The organism is Erythrobacter sp. S43 (assembly GCF_057364955.1).
On the sequence record NZ_CP200285.1, the window covers coordinates 1,518,299 to 1,533,807 of the forward strand.

Annotated in this window: 16 protein-coding genes and 1 tRNA gene; 6 read left to right on the forward strand and 11 right to left on the reverse strand. The window is 58.4% G+C overall.

Annotated elements, in window-relative coordinates; translation table 11 throughout:
- Window position 1: 1 nt before the first annotated feature.
- The 5 genes from cysN to panC form a co-directional block, all read right to left on the reverse strand.
- Entirely contained in the window at window positions 2-1,918 is a 1,917-nt protein-coding gene (gene cysN, locus AC0V6K_RS07395; RefSeq protein WP_472620873.1) for a sulfate adenylyltransferase subunit CysN, read from the reverse strand.
- A complete protein-coding gene (gene cysD / locus AC0V6K_RS07400; RefSeq protein WP_472620875.1) occupies window positions 1,918-2,820 on the reverse strand; it encodes a sulfate adenylyltransferase subunit CysD in 903 nt (300 codons plus the stop codon). The genes cysN and cysD overlap by 1 nt, the downstream gene beginning before the upstream one ends.
- A gap of 100 nt (window positions 2,821-2,920) precedes the next feature.
- Window positions 2,921-2,993: transfer RNA gene (locus AC0V6K_RS07405), tRNA-Gly, on the reverse strand.
- A gap of 43 nt (window positions 2,994-3,036) precedes the next feature.
- Entirely contained in the window at window positions 3,037-4,101 is a 1,065-nt protein-coding gene (locus tag AC0V6K_RS07410; RefSeq protein WP_472620877.1) for a DUF475 domain-containing protein, read from the reverse strand.
- A gap of 20 nt (window positions 4,102-4,121) precedes the next feature.
- Window positions 4,122-4,979: a pantoate--beta-alanine ligase gene (gene panC, locus AC0V6K_RS07415; protein WP_472620879.1), complete on the reverse strand. Its 858-nt coding sequence runs from the start codon at window positions 4,977-4,979 to the stop codon at window positions 4,122-4,124.
- Between the two features lie 132 nt (window positions 4,980-5,111).
- Between panC and AC0V6K_RS07420 the strand changes: the two genes are divergently transcribed.
- The 6 genes from AC0V6K_RS07420 to AC0V6K_RS07445 all read left to right on the forward strand — a co-directional run bounded on the left by AC0V6K_RS07420 (window position 5,112) and on the right by AC0V6K_RS07445 (window position 11,241).
- Window positions 5,112-5,921 carry a division plane positioning ATPase MipZ gene (locus AC0V6K_RS07420; RefSeq protein ID WP_472626066.1) on the forward strand — a complete coding sequence of 270 codons (810 nt, stop codon included), beginning with the start codon at window positions 5,112-5,114 and terminating at the stop codon, window positions 5,919-5,921.
- Window positions 5,922-5,924: 3 nt separating this feature from the next.
- Window positions 5,925-6,242 carry a J domain-containing protein gene (locus AC0V6K_RS07425; protein ID WP_472620881.1) on the forward strand — a complete coding sequence of 106 codons (318 nt, stop codon included), beginning with the start codon at window positions 5,925-5,927 and terminating at the stop codon, window positions 6,240-6,242.
- Window positions 6,243-6,312: 70 nt separating this feature from the next.
- Entirely contained in the window at window positions 6,313-7,737 is a 1,425-nt protein-coding gene (gene pgmG / locus AC0V6K_RS07430; RefSeq protein ID WP_472620883.1) for a phosphoglucomutase/phosphomannomutase PgmG, read from the forward strand.
- A gap of 89 nt (window positions 7,738-7,826) precedes the next feature.
- Window positions 7,827-8,471 carry a hypothetical protein gene (locus AC0V6K_RS07435; RefSeq protein ID WP_486172594.1) on the forward strand — a complete coding sequence of 215 codons (645 nt, stop codon included), beginning with the start codon at window positions 7,827-7,829 and terminating at the stop codon, window positions 8,469-8,471.
- A 1-nt stretch (window position 8,472) separates the two neighbouring features.
- Window positions 8,473-8,706 carry a hypothetical protein gene (locus AC0V6K_RS07440; protein ID WP_472620887.1) on the forward strand — a complete coding sequence of 78 codons (234 nt, stop codon included), beginning with the start codon at window positions 8,473-8,475 and terminating at the stop codon, window positions 8,704-8,706.
- 45 nt (window positions 8,707-8,751) lie between these two features.
- Window positions 8,752-11,241: a ligase-associated DNA damage response DEXH box helicase gene (locus tag AC0V6K_RS07445; protein WP_472620889.1), complete on the forward strand. Its 2,490-nt coding sequence runs from the start codon at window positions 8,752-8,754 to the stop codon at window positions 11,239-11,241.
- 2 nt (window positions 11,242-11,243) lie between these two features.
- On the opposite strand, the gene AC0V6K_RS07450 is transcribed toward AC0V6K_RS07445, so the two are convergent.
- From AC0V6K_RS07450 to AC0V6K_RS07475, 6 genes are all read right to left on the reverse strand, one after another.
- On the reverse strand, window positions 11,244-11,816 hold the full coding sequence (locus AC0V6K_RS07450) for an ExbD/TolR family protein (protein ID WP_486172595.1): 573 nt from the start codon (window positions 11,814-11,816) through the stop codon (window positions 11,244-11,246).
- Window positions 11,816-12,253: an ExbD/TolR family protein gene (locus AC0V6K_RS07455; RefSeq protein ID WP_472620893.1), complete on the reverse strand. Its 438-nt coding sequence runs from the start codon at window positions 12,251-12,253 to the stop codon at window positions 11,816-11,818. Before AC0V6K_RS07455 ends, AC0V6K_RS07450 begins: the two co-directional genes overlap by 1 nt.
- Window positions 12,254-12,454: 201 nt before the next feature.
- Window positions 12,455-12,901: an ExbD/TolR family protein gene (locus AC0V6K_RS07460; RefSeq protein WP_472620895.1), complete on the reverse strand. Its 447-nt coding sequence runs from the start codon at window positions 12,899-12,901 to the stop codon at window positions 12,455-12,457.
- Between the two features lie 35 nt (window positions 12,902-12,936).
- Complete coding sequence (locus AC0V6K_RS07465) at window positions 12,937-13,470, reverse strand: ExbD/TolR family protein (protein WP_472620897.1); 534 nt, start codon at window positions 13,468-13,470, stop codon at window positions 12,937-12,939.
- Between the two features lie 157 nt (window positions 13,471-13,627).
- On the reverse strand, window positions 13,628-14,404 hold the full coding sequence (locus tag AC0V6K_RS07470) for a MotA/TolQ/ExbB proton channel family protein (RefSeq protein ID WP_472620899.1): 777 nt from the start codon (window positions 14,402-14,404) through the stop codon (window positions 13,628-13,630).
- Between the two features lie 71 nt (window positions 14,405-14,475).
- Window positions 14,476-15,168, reverse strand: a complete 693-nt coding sequence (locus AC0V6K_RS07475; RefSeq protein ID WP_472620901.1) for an energy transducer TonB — start codon at window positions 15,166-15,168, stop codon at window positions 14,476-14,478.
- Between the last annotated feature and the right edge of the window lie 341 nt (window positions 15,169-15,509).

Genomic DNA, 15,509 nt, shown 5'->3' on the forward strand with positions numbered 1-15,509 from the left:
CTCAACGCAGCGGAAGGATTTGCTGGATGATGTAATCAGCCGCTTCGCTCGGTGTCATATCGACGGTGTTGACCCGAATTTCCGCATTCTCAGGCGGCTCATAGGGGCTGTCGATACCGGTGAAGTTCTTGATCTCGCCCGCGCGCGCCTTCTTGTAGAGGCCCTTCACATCGCGCTGCTCGGCCACATCCAAAGGCGTGTCGACGAAGATCTCGATGAACTCGCCCTCGGGCAGCATATCGCGCACCATCCGCCGCTCAGCGCGGAACGGGCTGATGAACGCGGTGAGCACGATCAGGCCCGCATCGGTCATCAGTTTGGCGACCTCACCGATACGGCGGATATTCTCGATCCGGTCCGCCTCGGTAAAGCCTAGATCTTTGTTGAGCCCATGACGCACATTGTCGCCATCGAGCAGGAATGTGTGGCGGTTCATCAGCGCCAGCTTCTGCTCGACTTCATTGGCGATGGTCGATTTGCCCGAGCCGGATAGTCCGGTGAACCACAGCACGCGTGGAGTCTGGTTTTTCAGGTCCGCGTGCGCGTCACGCCCGATCGTCGTCTGCTGCCAATGCACGTTCTGCGCGCGACGCAGGCTGAAATGGATCATCCCAGCGCCAACGGTTGCGTTGGTGAACTTGTCGATCAGGATGAAGCCGCCGAGCTGGCGACTCGTCGAATAAGGTTCGAATGTAATCGGACGATCGGTGCGGAGCTCGGCTACGCCAATTCCGTTCAGTTCCAGCGTCTTCGCAGCAAGATGCTCGAAGCTGCCCATGTCGATCTCATATTTGGGCTCGGCCACCGTCGCGGTGACCATTTGAGAGCCCAGTTTGAGCCAATATCCGCGTCCTGGTTTGAGAGCGGTCTCGTCCATCCAAACGAGGCTCACCTCGAACTGGTCGGACGCTTCGGGCGGAGCATCGGCAGTCGCGATGACATCGCCGCGGCTGCAATCGATCTCGTCGGTCAGCGTGATGGTAACCGACTCTCCAGCAACAGCCTCGTCGAGCGGGCCGTCAAAGGTCTCGATGCTCTTGACGGTAGAATTCTTGCCTGCCGGAACCACGCGGATCTTGTCGCCTGGTTTGACCGTGCCTTGGCTGATTTGCCCTGCGAAACCACGGAAATCGAGGTTCGGACGGTTTACCCACTGCACCGGCATGCGGAATTCGCGTTCCTGCGCGGCGGTTTCGGCCAGTTCAACCGTTTCGAGGTGATGGATCAGACTCGGTCCATCATACCACGGCGTATTGGCCGATGGCGCCTGAACGATGTTGTCGCCTTTGAATCCCGAAATTGGGATGGCGGTGAAGTGTTCGATGCCAATCGTCTCGGCGAAATCGCGGTAATTGCTGACGATGTCGTCAAAGGTGGCCTGATCGTAATCGACCAGATCCATCTTGTTCACCGCCAGAACCAGATGGCGGATGCCGAGCATATGGGTGATGAAGCTGTGGCGCTGTGTTTGCTCAAGAATGCCCTTGCGCGCATCGACGAGGATCACGGCACAATCGGCGGTCGAAGCGCCGGTGACCATGTTGCGCGTATACTGCACGTGGCCCGGCGTATCGGCGACGATGAACTTGCGTTTCTCGGTCGTGAAAAAGCGATAGGCAACGTCGATGGTTATTCCTTGCTCACGCTCGGCGGCGAGGCCATCGACGAGCAACGCAAAGTCAATTTCGTCGCCCTGCGTGCCGACTTTCTTGCTGTCGCTCTCAAGCGCGGACAGCTGATCCTCAAAGATCATCTTGGAATCGTACAGCAGCCGCCCGATCAAGGTTGACTTGCCATCATCAACGCTGCCGCATGTGATGAAGCGCAGCAGCTGCTTGTTCTGATGCTGATCGAGATAGGCGTCGATATCCTCGGCGATGAGGGCATCGGTCTGGAAGCTGGAGTCTTGAGTGGTCATCAGAAATACCCCTCCTGCTTCTTGTCTTCCATCGAAGCGGACTGCCCCTTATCAATCGCGCGGCCCTGCCGTTCGGAGCCGGTGGCGAGCAACATCTCTTGAATGATCTTGTTCATATCGGTTGCATCGCTCTCGGTCGCGCCGGTGAGCGGGTAACAACCTAGCGTGCGGAAGCGCACTGAACGCTCGACCACTTCTTCGCCGTCTTCGAAGCGGAAGCGATCATCATCGACGACGAGGATCAGCCCGTCGCGCTCAACCGTCGGGCGCTTTTGCGACATGTAGAGCGGCACGATGTCGATCTTTTCGAGCGCGATGTACTGCCAGATGTCGAGCTCGGTCCAGTTCGAGATCGGGAAGACGCGGATGCTTTCATCCTTGTTCTTCTTGGCGTTGTAGAGGTTCCAAAGCTCCGGGCGTTGGTTCTTCGGGTCCCAGCGATGCGAGGCGGTGCGGAAGCTGAACACACGCTCTTTTGCGCGGGCCTTTTCTTCGTCACGTCGGCCGCCACCAAAAGCGGCGTCAAAACCATGTGCAGATAGCGCCTTCTTGAGGGGATCGGTCAGCTGAGCCTGCGAGTAAAGCGCGCTGCCGGTGTCGAACGGATTAATACCCTGTTCCTCGGCATCTTGGTTCTGCGCGACGATCAGCTCCAACCCGTATTCCTTCACCGTCTTGTCGCGGTGATCGAGCAGCGCTTGAAAATCCCAGCCGGACGCGACGTGCAGCATCGGAAAGGGCGGCGGCGCGGGGTAAAATGCCTTGCGCGCAAGGTGCAGCATGACCGAGCTGTCCTTGCCCACGGAATAGAGCATGACCGGGTTCTCAGCCTCGGCCACAACCTCGCGGAAAATGTGAATACTCTCGGCCTCAAGCCGCTCGAGATGAGTCAATGTGCGCATGGGCAAGCTGCTAAACGCTGCACCGCACAAAACAACCCTAGATTTCCTTGGGCGGGGCCAAGTGATTTGGCAGCATAGCTATTCAAAGAGAGGAAGTGCTTGGAGCGGGTAGGGGGAATCGAACCCCCTAGCCAGCTTGGAAGGCTGGAGCATTACCACTATGCTATACCCGCCCGCTCTGGAAGCAGCGCCATTGCCACCAATGCCGCCAATTCGTCAAGCGATGGTTTCGTCACCTACGCCGCTCGCCGTCTCACCATTTTCACGCCGGTTCGCGCGGACCGAGGCCCAGAAGGCAAGCCCGATCAAAACCGCTCCGATCAGTCCGGTGATTACCTCCGGAATGTGAGCGAAGGTGTTGATGTACATGATCACAGACAGAGCCAGAATGGCGTAGAATGCGCCGTGCTCGAGATAGCGATACTCGGACATGGTGCCCTTGCGCACGAGGAAGATCGTCATCGAGCGCACAAACATCGCGCCGATGCCGAGCCCGATGGCGATGATGATCAGGTTGTTGGTGAGAGCGAAGGCACCGATCACTCCGTCGAAAGAGAAGCTTGCATCGAGCACTTCGAGATAGAGGAACGCGCCAAATCCCGCCTTCGCGACATCGCCGCTGGATGGCGTGGGCGGTTCAAGCACGTGATTGACAATCTCGACTGCGAGATAGGTCAGCACACCGCCGATGGCCGCGGTGATGAAGGTAAGCGCATCATCCGCCGCGAGCATGCTTGAGGTGGCCCAAGTCGCGATCAGAACCAGCCCGATGGAGATCGCTTCAATATTGGCAACCTTCGCCAGCGGGCGCTCGATGGCGTCGATCCAGTTCAAGTCCTTGTCGGAATCGAAGAAGAACTTGAGGCCGACCATGCCGAGAAACGCGCCGCCAAAACCCATCAGGCCGATATGCGCGTCGCTTACAATGCGTTGGTATTCTGCGGGGTCGCTCAGAGCGAGACTAACCGCATCAATCGGTCCGAGCGAGGCGGCAACCATGACGATAACAATCGGGAAGACGATCCGCATCCCGAATACGGCAATGGCGATGCCCCAAGTCAGGAAGCGTTGTTGCCATTCTGGGGTCATGTCTTTGAGGATCGAGGCGTTGACCGCGGCATTGTCGAACGAAAGTGAAACTTCGAGGATCGCCAGCACAACGCAAATCCACAGAATGCCGAGCATCCCGTCAATCGTGCCGTGCAGCTCCCAGCCATACCATCCGCCCAATGCAAGGCAGACGGCCGTAAACAGGAGCGAGCCCCAAAAGTGCTTCAACATCGTCAGAAATCCCTATGCGCCTATCGCGCCGAAAGGCCCATGTTGTCGATTAGGCGCGTTTTGCCAAGCTTTGCCGCGGCCAGAATGCGGGCAGGGTGGTTGTTCAGGGCACTGATAGGCTCAAGCGAGGCGGCGTCGACGATGTCTACGTAGTCGACAATGAAGCCTGCTGCAGTAAGCGACGCTCTTGCAGATTCGAGTGCCTCCGCAATCGGTTGACCGCCTTCGACCGCCTCGATTGCAGTCTTTAGCGAATTGGGCAGAGTGACGGCGGCTGCGCGTTCTTCATCGCTTAAGTAACGGTTACGGCTCGACATCGCCAAACCATCTGCTTCGCGCACGGTGGGCACACCGATGATATTGCCCACATAAGGTCGGGTAAGGTCCAGATCGCAGGCCATGGCGCGGATGACGGCGAGCTGTTGGAAGTCCTTTTCGCCAAAGAACGCTTTGTCCGGCATCACCTGATTGAAAAGCTTGCACACGACCGTCGCCACACCATCAAAATGGCCGGGCCGATCCGCGCCGCAAAACCCCTCGCTCACTTTGCTGACGGAGATGTTGCTGACGAAGCCTTGCGGGTACATCGCATCGACCGTCGGCGCCCAAAGCAACGCACATCCTTCGGCTTCCAGCATCGCAGAATCCTCGGCCAGTTGGCGAGGGTAGGCATTGAGGTCCTCGTTGGGACCGAACTGGGTCGGATTGACGAAGATTGATGCGACAACGTGATCGCAATGCTCTTTCGCACGGCGCACCAGAGTCAGGTGCCCCTCGTGCAAGGCACCCATGGTTGGCACCAATCCGACAGTGGCACCGTCCTCCCGCAGCGCAGCGACCGCATTTCTCAACATTTCGAGCGTGTTTGCCGTTTGCACGCGGCTGTTCCCCTATTTATCTGAGTGCCCAGTTCGCTTACCGTGCCGATGCAGCGCGGCCAAGCCATGCTTTCATCCTGCCAAAAAGGTTGTTTTGTGACCGATACCACTTCCGATCATGCACAAACCGCCATGCCTCATGGGGCGCACCGGATTGTGCTTGCGAACGAGAAGGGCGGCACCGGCAAATCGACCACGGCGGTGCATATTGCGGTGGCGCTGTCCTATCTTGGCGCGCGGGTGACGATGCTTGATCTCGACCCGCGCCAACGCACCAGTTTCCGTTATATCGAGAACCGCGTGACGACGATGGAGAAACGCGGATTGAGCCTGCCAACGCCAGCTTGTGAGGTGTTCAAAGGGCGCAGCGATCACGCCTTCCTTCTCGCGCTCGAACGGCTCGAGAAAGATGCCGACTTTGTCATCATCGACAATCCGGGGCGCGATGATCCGTTCGCTCGTGCTGCGGTTGAAAATGCCGACACACTCGTCACACCGCTGAACGACAGTTTCGTCGATTTCGATCTGATCGGCCAGGTTGATGGCGAGACGTTCAAAGTGAAGAAGCTGTCCTTCTTTGCAGAGCTGATCTGGGAAGCGCGGATGAAGCGCAGCCGTGCGACCGTTGAAAACAAGCGTCCTGAAATGGACTGGATCGTGGTGCGCAACCGTACGGGACATGTCGAAGCCCGCAACCAGGCGCGTATTGAGAAGGCGCTTAAGGAAATGGCCAAGCGCGTCGGCTTTCGTGTCACTCACGGCCTTTCCGAACGTGTGATCTATCGCGAGCTGTTTCCTTCTGGCCTTACGCTTCTGGATAAGGGGCATCTCGGTGAGCTCGGCACCAGCCACCTCATTGCGAGGCAGGAATTGCGTTCCTTGCTACAGGCGCTGAATCTGCCAGGGTTCTCAAAGCGCTCCCCCAACTCAGAGGCGGCCTAACCCATGGCGATCAAACTTCTACTGGTCCTGATTTCTGTGTGTGCGCTGTGGCGCTGGGCCTTTGGCCAGTGGCCGTGGGAGGCGCTCAGCACGCGCTCGACCCGCCAACAGGGGCTATATAATGCGCGCAAATTGTTGGGCGTTGATGAGCGCGCGACTGCCGAGCAAATTAAAGCGGCGCATAAAAAGCTTATGGCGAAAGTTCACCCCGATCGCGGCGGCAGCAGCGCCAAGGTGCATGACGCCAACGCCGCACGAGACCTGCTGCTCGCCGAGCTACCCGAACCGAATGGTGATGGTGATGACGGATCGCAGGATTGACACAATCTTAGGTCATGTGCGGCTTTAGACAGGCAAAGCTGCATAAGAAAATCGATAACAGGACACAGTGATGACGCATCAATTCCACCCGACCGTTTTGCGCGAGTACGATATTCGCGGGATCATCGGCGAGACTTTGGGGCCGGATGACGCGCGTGCGATCGGCCGCGGGTTCGGGACGCTGCTGCGCCGCGCCAAGGATGGCGAAGGCGCAACCGTAGCGGTTGGTTATGACGGCCGCGTCAGTTCGCCGATGCTGGAGCATGCGCTTGTCGAAGGGCTTACCTCAAGCGGGTGTGATGTGGTGCGCATTGGCCTCGGCGCGACCCCGATGCTGTATTACGCCGAAGCCTCAAACGAAGAGGTGGATGGCGGCATTCAGATAACTGGCAGCCACAATCCCCCCAATTACAACGGCTTCAAAATGGTATTTCAGGGGCGTCCGTTCTTCGGCGCCGACATCCAGAAGCTCGGGGAAATCGGCGCCGCCGGGGACTGGCTCGACGGGACCGGAGACGTCTCCGAGTATGACATCATGGGCGAGTATGTCGAGCGCATGCTCGAAGGTCTGGCCGGGATCGACGCAGGAGCCCTCGCCGGTCTCAAGGTCGGCTGGGATGCTGGCAATGGTGCCGCCGGCCCCGCTCTCGAAGCGCTCGCCGCGAAGCTGCCGGGCGAACATCACCTGCTTTTCACTGAAGTCGACGGGCATTTCCCAAACCACCATCCTGATCCAACAGTCGAAGCCAACCTGACTGATCTGAGAAAACTCGTCGCCGAGAAGTCGCTCGATTTTGGAGTGGCTTTTGATGGCGATGGCGACCGGATCGGCGCGATTGATGGCGAAGGCCGGGTGATCTGGGGCGATCAGCTTTTGATGATCTATGCCGAGGATGTCCTGAAAACACATCAAGGCGCGACGGTTATCGCCGATGTGAAGGCGAGCCGCGCTCTGTTTGATCACGTAACCGAGCATGGCGGCGCGCCGCTGATGTGGAAGACGGGTCACTCGCTCATTAAGTCCAAAATGAAGGAAACGGGTTCGCCGCTCGCAGGTGAGATGAGCGGTCACGTGTTTTTTGCAGACACCTATTACGGCTTTGACGATGCGCTTTACGCTGGCATTCGCCTGCTCGCGGCCTCCGCGCGTCTAGGCAAATCGGTCACCGAATTGCGCAGCGCGATGCCTGATATGCTCAACACGCCGGAAATGCGTTTCCAGGTGGACGAAAGCCGTAAGTTTGCCGCGATCGATGAAGTTACCGAGCGCCTCACCACCAACCCCGGCCCTGACGTTGAGCAGGTCAACGACACTGATGGCGTGCGGGTAAATACCAAAGACGGCTGGTGGCTGCTGCGCGCATCGAATACGCAAGACGTCCTTGTCGCCCGTGCCGAAAGCGAGACCGAGGAAGGCTTGGAACGTCTGCTCGCTTCGATTGACGAGCAGCTGGCCCTGTCAGGACTAGAACGTGGTGAAAGTGTGGCACATTAACTCTGCCGATTCATGACGGAGCAAGCCGTCTGATACGATAGAGCCGAAACTAGATTGAGAGGCGCTTTGCCTCGCGGAGAAAGACTATGATGAAACGCTTCTTGCTTGCCGCGCCGATGTCGCTGGCCGTGATCGCTGCCCCGCTGGCGGCACAAGACGATGCCGCTGACGAAGCTATCATGATCGAAGAGGGCGAAGATGACGCCGGAGCGACTGATGTGTTCGGCGACCCGGGTGGTGCGGGCATGATGGCGGGCATGGGCGCGCTTTTCGGGGAGCTTTTCAAGGTGGAGCCGCTGACCGAAGCGGAGACGGCACGCCTTCCAGCCGCTGAAAGCGTTGCTCTCAAAATCCTGCCCGATGGCGCGATGGCAGACATTATGAAGGACATGATGGGCGGTTTTATGAACCCAATCATGGAGATGGCGCCATCGCCAGCGAACTCCACTTTGACCAAGACCTTGGGCGTTAGTCAGTTTGATCTGATTGACCTAAGTGAAGAGCAGGTTGCCGAATTGGCCGCAATCATGGACCCGGTTTTCAAAGAGCGCAGTGAGCGTCAAATGAATGCGCTTCCGGAAGTGATGGCAGAAGTGGCGACCATTATGGAGCCAACGATGCGCAAGGCCATGGCAGAGCTTTTTGCAATCAATTTTGAGGCTAATGAACTGGGCGAGCTTGACGCCTTCTTCACCACGGCCGTTGGCAGCAAGTTTGCTCGCGAGATCCTATAAGATGGCGGCAGATCCACGCATTCTTTCCGCGGCTTTTGAGGCGGCCCCCCAGATCATGGGCAAAGTTGGTGACATGCAAAAGGTGATGGAAGATGCCACGGCTGACCTTCCCGCAGTTCGCACATTTGCCGATTTGACAGACGCACAAAAGGCGCGCGTGTCTGAACTTAGCGGGCGCACCATCGAAGAACTGGAGAACGGTGACGTCTGGGGCGCGGAAGAAGCCGCTGAGTAATCCGGCTTGAAGCTGGCGTGGATGGGCTCCATTGGAGTTCGTGCAATGCCAGCTTCACCCACAACCGAAGATCCCAAACACATCCCGCCGGAGATCGCGGGTTGGTTTGACGGGCGCGGATGGCGTGTGCGGCGGCATCAAAGCGATATGCTGGCAATGGCGCGCGCAGGGCGCGATGCGCTGCTGGTCGCGGATACAGGCGCGGGTAAGACGCTGGCGGGCTTCCTGCCGACCCTGTGCGATTTTTCGCCCTCGGTGTTGGGCGATGCGCCGCCGCCTGAGGGACTGCACACTCTCTACGTCTCGCCATTGAAGGCGCTCGCGCATGATGTGAAGCGAAACCTGCTGACGCCGATCGAAGAAATCGGCCTGCCGATCGAGGTTGAGACGCGCAGCGGCGATACCTCTTCGGACCGCAAAAAGCGCCAACGGACCAAGCCGCCACATGTGATGCTGACTACGCCGGAAAGCCTCTCGCTGCTGCTGTCCTATCCCGAAAGCCTCGACCTGTTCCGCACGCTCAAGCGGGTGGTGATCGACGAAGTCCATGCCTTCGCAACTGGTAAGCGCGGCGATCTGCTGGCGCTCGCGCTCTCACGCCTCCAAACGCTCGCGCCCGATATGCAGCGTGTGGCTCTGTCGGCGACGCTGGCCAATCCGCTCAGCTTTCAGGAATGGCTCTCCTCCCAACCCGTCGACGACATCGGCGAAATCCGCGCCGCCGATTTGGTGCTCGGCGAAAAAGGGGCTGAGCCGGAAGTCGACATCCTGCTTCCCGTCGAAGAGCGCGTGCCGTGGGGCGGGCACGCCGGTCGCTGGGCGGTCGATCAGCTTTACGAGGCGATCAAGGACAATCGCACCACGCTCGTCTTCACCAACACGCGTTTCCTCGCCGAGTTTATTTTCCTGTGCCTGTGGGATGTGAATGAGGACAATCTGCCCATCGGCGTCCACCACGGGAGCCTTTCGAAAGAGGCGCGGCGCAAGGTCGAAGATGCGATGGCGGCGGGAGAGCTGCGTGCGCTGGTGTGCACCGCGAGCCTCGATCTGGGTGTTGATTGGGGCGATATCGATCTGGTCGTGCAGATGGGCGCGCCCAAGGGTTCCTCGCGTTTGCTGCAGCGCATCGGGCGTGCAGGGCACCGGCTGGATACGGCAAGTCGGGCAGTGTTGGTGCCGGGCAATCGCTTTGAATTTCTTGAAGCCATGGCGGCGAAAGATGCCGTGGATGAGGGTCAGCGCGATGGCGAGGACTTCCGCGCCGGGGGCCTCGATGTGCTCGCCCAGCATGTGATGGCGTGTGCTTGTGCGGGGCCGTTTCAAGAGGACGAATTGCTCGACGAGATCCGTGCGAGCGTGGCCTATGCATGGCTCGACAAAGAGCAATTCCAGCGCGTGCTCGGCTTTGTCGAGAACGGCGGATACGCCTTGCGCGCTTACGACAAATTCAAGCGGATCGTCCGCGACAAGACGGGTGTCTGGCGGCTCGCTCATCCCAATCAGGCGCAGCGCCACCGGATGAATGCGGGCATCATCGTCGACAGTGAGATGCTGACCGTGCGGTTTAAGAATGGCCGACAACTTGGGAAGGTTGAGGAACGTTTCGCCGCGCAGCTTTCACCGGGCGATACGTTCTTCTTTGCCGGTATGAGCCTTGAGGTGGAGAGCCTCAAGGACATGGATGTGATCGTGCGCGCGGCGAAGAAATCCGCGACAATCCCGTCCTATGGCGGCCTCCGCCTGCCGCTCACCACGCATCTGTCCTCGCGCGTGCAGGAAATGCTCGATGATCGCGCAGGTTGGGGGCGCTTTCCCGATGATGTGCGCGAATGGCTGGAGATGCAGGATTACCGCAGCCGACTGCCGAAGCCGGGCGAATTGCTGGTCGAGAGCTTCCCGCGCGCGGGCAAGCACTACACCGCCTATTACACGTTCGAAGGGTGGAACGCGAACCAGTCGCTCGGCATGCTGATCACGCGCCGGATGGAGGATCGCGGGCTGATGCCGGGCGGCTTTGTCGCGAATGATTACACGCTGGCGGTGTGGGGCCTGAAGCCGGTGAGCGATCCCAAGCCACTGCTTTCGCCTGACATTCTGACCGGTGAGTTCGTAGAATGGGTGACCGAGAGTCACTTGCTGCGCCGCGCATTCCGCGAGGTTGCGGTTATCAGTGGATTGGTTGAGCGGCAGCACCCCGGCAAGCGGAAAACGGGTAAGCAGGTCACCTTCTCGACCGACCTGATCTACGATGTGCTGAAGAAGTATGAGCCTGACCACGTTCTGCTCGAAGCCGCATGGGCTGATGCCTGCGCGCGGATGACCGATGTCGGCCGGCTCGCGGACCTGCTCGAACGATCACAGCGCGAGTTGGTGCATGTTGAATTGGACAGAGTATCTCCGCTTGCGGTGCCGGTGATGACAATGATCGGGCGCGAGTCCGTGCCGCAGGGCGCGGTGGATGACGAGCTGTTGATCGAGGCGGAAACGCTTGTCAGCGAGGCGATGCGGGTGGATCTTCCTGTTCAGGATCGATGATCTTAAACAGGAGGCTCCCACTCGAAGCCAAACTGATCACAGCCAGACATCTTTGGAATGATCACTGATCTCTCGGATGGTTCTATGATGATGGTGTGAGCTTTGTGAAAGCGCGCTTTTTCGATCTGGCGGTGGCCAGAAAGTTCGCTTGGGTCAAAGCAGATATTGCTGCTGGCAATACCAGCGCCTGAGATGACTGCGAGGAGTTTTGCGATAAGATCGTACTGCGCGTTGGGTTCAGCTTTAAGCAGTACAGTATCAAGTTCGGTCGCTCGCAGCCGATCGCCCACTGTTTGGAGTTCGAGCCGTTCGTTCTCAAAAAAGATGCCACCGCCCTCAGTTACGCTAATCGTTATGTAGGGCGGCGCCTCTTCAAAGGGGAAATCTTCTCCGGATGGTAGATCGATCACCACCGCATGGGTGCGGGTCTGGCTCGCGCCCAGCAAGGCCAAGATCGTGATAAAGAAAATCACGAACACCATCGGCCGCGTGTCGATTTTGGCGATTGGCTCACCGTGGTCGAAATGAGGGCGGACATCGCGCCGCCCCCACTTCTTTGAGCCCTTCCGCTGCATCAAGAGCCAAATTCGCGATATTGCTCGTTCCCGACGAAGGCCAAGCTGGTTGTCCCTTCCATCTTCATCAGCGCGATGGTTTTGGCCGAGCTGTCATAGCTCGCCTGCGCGTCCGGGGCGAAGCGCAGCGTTGGTTTGTCGGCGCGAGCATTGGCAGCGGCAACCTGGGTGCGCAATTCAGACGGTGAGACGGCGTTTCCGTTCCAGAACAGCTGATCAGCGGCGTCGATGCTGACAACATTGGTGTCTTTAACTTCAAGCGGCGGCGGGCCGTTGGGGAGGTCGACCTCGGTCACATTGATCTTCACCGGCATTGCGAGGATCAGCATGATGAGCAGCACCAACAGAACATCGATGAACGGCGTCATATTCATGTCGCGCTTCGCTGCGTTCGCGCGCGGGGTGTAGTGGTTCTTGCGTTGAACTTTGTGAGGCATAGCTCTCTCCCAGCTTTGCGCGGAGGAGCAGGGGTCTCCCCCGTCGCTTGGTGGATTATATATGAAAAGCAATAAGTTGCCTAACGCGTACCCGTGTGCCGATTGCCACTGATCGTGAGGCGCTTCGTCGCAGGTTCGAAGCAAGCACAAAAAAGGGCGGACCGAAGCCCGCCCTTTTGATTGTTTGGTTGTAACGGTCGCTTAGTTCGCGCCTTCAGCCTTGCCGAAGGTCCGGTACTTGTCGTTGCCGACGAAGCCAAACTTGGTCACGCCCGATGCCTTAATGATCTGCAGCACTTTTGCCGAAGTGTCATAGCTTGCCTGCGAGAACGGTTCGTACTGAAGCTCTGGCTCGGGGCTCATGTTCTTCGTACGCTCCAGCGTGGTGACCAGTTCACCGGAGCTGATCGGTTCACCATTCCACTGAACGACGTCGGTCTCGGTGATGATGATCTTGTTCTTCACCGGATCAATGTCTGGTGGATTGTCCGGCGATTCGCCTGACGGAAGATCAATATCGACCGAGTGGGTCGCGACGGGGATCGTGATAATGAACATGATGAGCAGAACGAGCAGAACGTCGATCAGCGGCGTCATATTCATGTCGAGCATCGGTTCGCCGTCTAGTTGGCCTCCTGACATACCCATGGATAAGTCTCCTTACTTTCTCGGTTCCGACCGGATTAGATACCGGGTTCGACCGGGTTCGAGATGAAGCCAACTGTCGGATAACCGGCAGCCTGCACATTGTAGATCGTACCAGCGACACAGCGCCACGGGGCGTTGGTGTCTGCACGGATGTGAACCTGCGGGATCAGATCTTCATTGCCTGGTGCCAGCAGCACTTCCACACCACCAGCACGCTCGATAATCGCTTCGAGACGGCCAAAGGCTTGGTCATACAGTTCTTGCGACGTCACCGGCGCAATGTTGTTGAAGTAGACACGGCATTCGCCTGAACGCGCCGCACCTTCAAAGCCAGGCTCACCCGCGCTGCGACCGCTTGCGTCAGTGGTGCTGACGGTCAATTGCAGGTTTTCAACCTTGTTGTCCGATTCAATCGATTCAAACACCGGGATGTTGAGCTTCTCGATCGTCTGGATCGCAACCGGAACCGCGATCAAGAAGATGATCAGGAGCACGAGCATCACATCCACCAGCGGGGTGGTGTTGATGTCGGACATTGGGGTTTCGCCCCCGCCCGTCGAAATCGCCATTACAAATTCCCTATCTGCTCGACAAAGAGCGTTTCGTCATCCTCACAGCGTGGTTGCGATCATCTCGCTGGCGCTGTGTGAACCGTAAATCCGGTCCTCTCCAGACCGGGTTGGATGCGGGGGATGCGACTGGCGCACCCCCGCATTCAAACGGTTCTTACTTCTTCGCAGGAGTTGCAGGCTTAGCAGCGGCCGGCTTGGCCTTGGCAGCCGGAGCAGCGGTCACGGCTGGCTTCACTGCGCCTTCCGAGCTGATGTAAGCAAGAATGTCGGTCGAGAAGCTGTGCATCAGTTCACCGATGCGACGGTTGCGCGACTGCAGCCAGTTAAACGCAAGCACAGCAGGCACAGCCACGAGCAGACCGATAGCGGTCATGATCAGGGCCTCACCAACCGGACCAGCAACCTTATCGATCGAAGCCGAACCTTCGATACCGATGTTGATCAGTGCGCGGTAGATACCGATAACCGTACCGAGAAGGCCGATGAACGGTGCGGTTGCACCAACCGATGCGAGGAACGGCAGGCCGCCCGACAGCGCATAGTTGATCGAGTCTTCCGAACGCTGAAGCGAACCGTGCATGTAGTCGTGCGCTTCGAGGCTGTCGGTCATCTTGCCGTGCTCTTCCTGAGCTTTCACAGCGTCGTCAGCGATCTGCTTCCACGCGCTGTTTTTCTCGAGCTTGGCCGCACCTTCTTTAAGGGTCGGCGCACGCCAGAACGAAGTCTTCACAGCGTTGTACTGCTTCATGATCTTGTTCTGCTCGATGAGCTTGGTGAACAGGATGTAGAACGAGCCGATGCTCATGATGACCATGACGGCGAGGATCGACCAGGCAACCGGGCCACCCTCTTTCATGGCTTCGTAAAAGCCGAACTTGTTCTCTGGTGCTGCGTCTGCGGCTTCGGCAGCTGCGATATACAGAAGGTTCATTGCGAATAGTCCTCTTTAAAAATTGTCCCCACGGCGCGCCATTCTCGGGATGGTGCGCCGTATGATCTCGATTAATTCAAACGATAAGTGATGCTGGTCGAATATTGACCGGTTGTCGGCGCTCCGTTGCGGTCTTTTGCCGCGTTGAAACGTGCGTAACGACGCATGCCCTGACACGCGGCACGGTCCAGACGGCTCGATCCACTCGAACGTGTGACTGAACATGCTGCCACGCGTCCGTTGGCACCGATCGTAACAGCCACACCAACAGTGCCCTCTTCTTCACGGCGGAGCGCAGCAGAAGGATAGTTGTTGGAGATCTGGCTTGCCCAACGGCCCTGGTTCAGCGGCGTCGCGCCCTGAGAAAGGTCAGGTGGCGGCGGCGGTGGAGGCGGTGGCGGTGGTGACGGCGGGCCCGGAGGTGGTCCCGGAGGCGCAGCCGTCGGCGCGGGCGGAGTTGGCGGAGGCGGAGTATCGTCCGTCTCGAAGCTATCCGGCGTGTTGTTCAGGCTCACCGGTGGCGGCGGGGCCACGGGTGGAGGAGGAACGGTTTCTTGCTCGGGAGGTGGCTCCTCGGGCTCTTCTTCCGGTTCTTCCGGTTCTTCGATGTCAACCGTGGTAACCCGATCGATCTGTTCTTTAATCGCGTTGATAGTCAGACCCAGGACCATTGCGATCCCCAATCCCCCAACTACCAACAACGACCCGATCAGTCCGATGAGTTTACCGGTTGTCAGCTTCCCTTGTTGCTCAGCGTACGACATCCAGTGAATATCTCTCCGTTACTTCAGCCGGAGCGACCCGGCACAAATATCGTTAGCGGTCGAAACTGACCGTTTCACGAATCCCCAATGATAGGTCCTCCCAAGCCGCGCGGATCCCCTTGCCAGGTTTTCCAGCTCGCGTTCGGCGCGGCCCCTCATCCCATGCTTGCTCTGTTTCCAAAACGCACACAGCAGATCTCGGGCTTTAGCGATCATGCTTTGGGCAATCAAACGCTTTATCGGTTCAGCGGCAATTCACAGGGTACAAGCTGTGGTGCAAACTTCTGGAAAAGCTGCGATATACTCGCGCACACTTGGACTTGCATGATGGGCATTATGGC

What these genes read in the sequence shown, in the direction of transcription:
- cysD (WP_472620875.1), bottom strand. Translation starts at nt 2,820, where the DNA reads ATGCGCACATTGACTCATCTCGAGCGGCTTGAGGCCGAGAGTATTCAC.
- AC0V6K_RS07460 (WP_472620895.1), bottom strand. Translation starts at nt 12,901, where the DNA reads ATGGGTATGTCAGGAGGCCAACTAGACGGCGAACCGATGCTCGACATG.
- AC0V6K_RS07435 (WP_486172594.1), top strand. Translation starts at nt 7,827, where the DNA reads ATGAAACGCTTCTTGCTTGCCGCGCCGATGTCGCTGGCCGTGATCGCT.
- AC0V6K_RS07410 (WP_472620877.1), bottom strand. Translation starts at nt 4,101, where the DNA reads ATGTTGAAGCACTTTTGGGGCTCGCTCCTGTTTACGGCCGTCTGCCTT.
- AC0V6K_RS07420 (WP_472626066.1), top strand. Translation starts at nt 5,112, where the DNA reads ATGCCTCATGGGGCGCACCGGATTGTGCTTGCGAACGAGAAGGGCGGC.
- AC0V6K_RS07440 (WP_472620887.1), top strand. Translation starts at nt 8,473, where the DNA reads ATGGCGGCAGATCCACGCATTCTTTCCGCGGCTTTTGAGGCGGCCCCC.
- AC0V6K_RS07455 (WP_472620893.1), bottom strand. Translation starts at nt 12,253, where the DNA reads ATGCCTCACAAAGTTCAACGCAAGAACCACTACACCCCGCGCGCGAAC.
- AC0V6K_RS07450 (WP_486172595.1), bottom strand. Translation starts at nt 11,816, where the DNA reads ATGCAGCGGAAGGGCTCAAAGAAGTGGGGGCGGCGCGATGTCCGCCCT.
- AC0V6K_RS07445 (WP_472620889.1), top strand. Translation starts at nt 8,752, where the DNA reads ATGCCAGCTTCACCCACAACCGAAGATCCCAAACACATCCCGCCGGAG.
- AC0V6K_RS07470 (WP_472620899.1), bottom strand. Translation starts at nt 14,404, where the DNA reads ATGAACCTTCTGTATATCGCAGCTGCCGAAGCCGCAGACGCAGCACCA.
- AC0V6K_RS07425 (WP_472620881.1), top strand. Translation starts at nt 5,925, where the DNA reads ATGGCGATCAAACTTCTACTGGTCCTGATTTCTGTGTGTGCGCTGTGG.
- AC0V6K_RS07475 (WP_472620901.1), bottom strand. Translation starts at nt 15,168, where the DNA reads ATGTCGTACGCTGAGCAACAAGGGAAGCTGACAACCGGTAAACTCATC.
- cysN (WP_472620873.1), bottom strand. Translation starts at nt 1,918, where the DNA reads ATGACCACTCAAGACTCCAGCTTCCAGACCGATGCCCTCATCGCCGAG.
- pgmG (WP_472620883.1), top strand. Translation starts at nt 6,313, where the DNA reads ATGACGCATCAATTCCACCCGACCGTTTTGCGCGAGTACGATATTCGC.
- AC0V6K_RS07465 (WP_472620897.1), bottom strand. Translation starts at nt 13,470, where the DNA reads ATGGCGATTTCGACGGGCGGGGGCGAAACCCCAATGTCCGACATCAAC.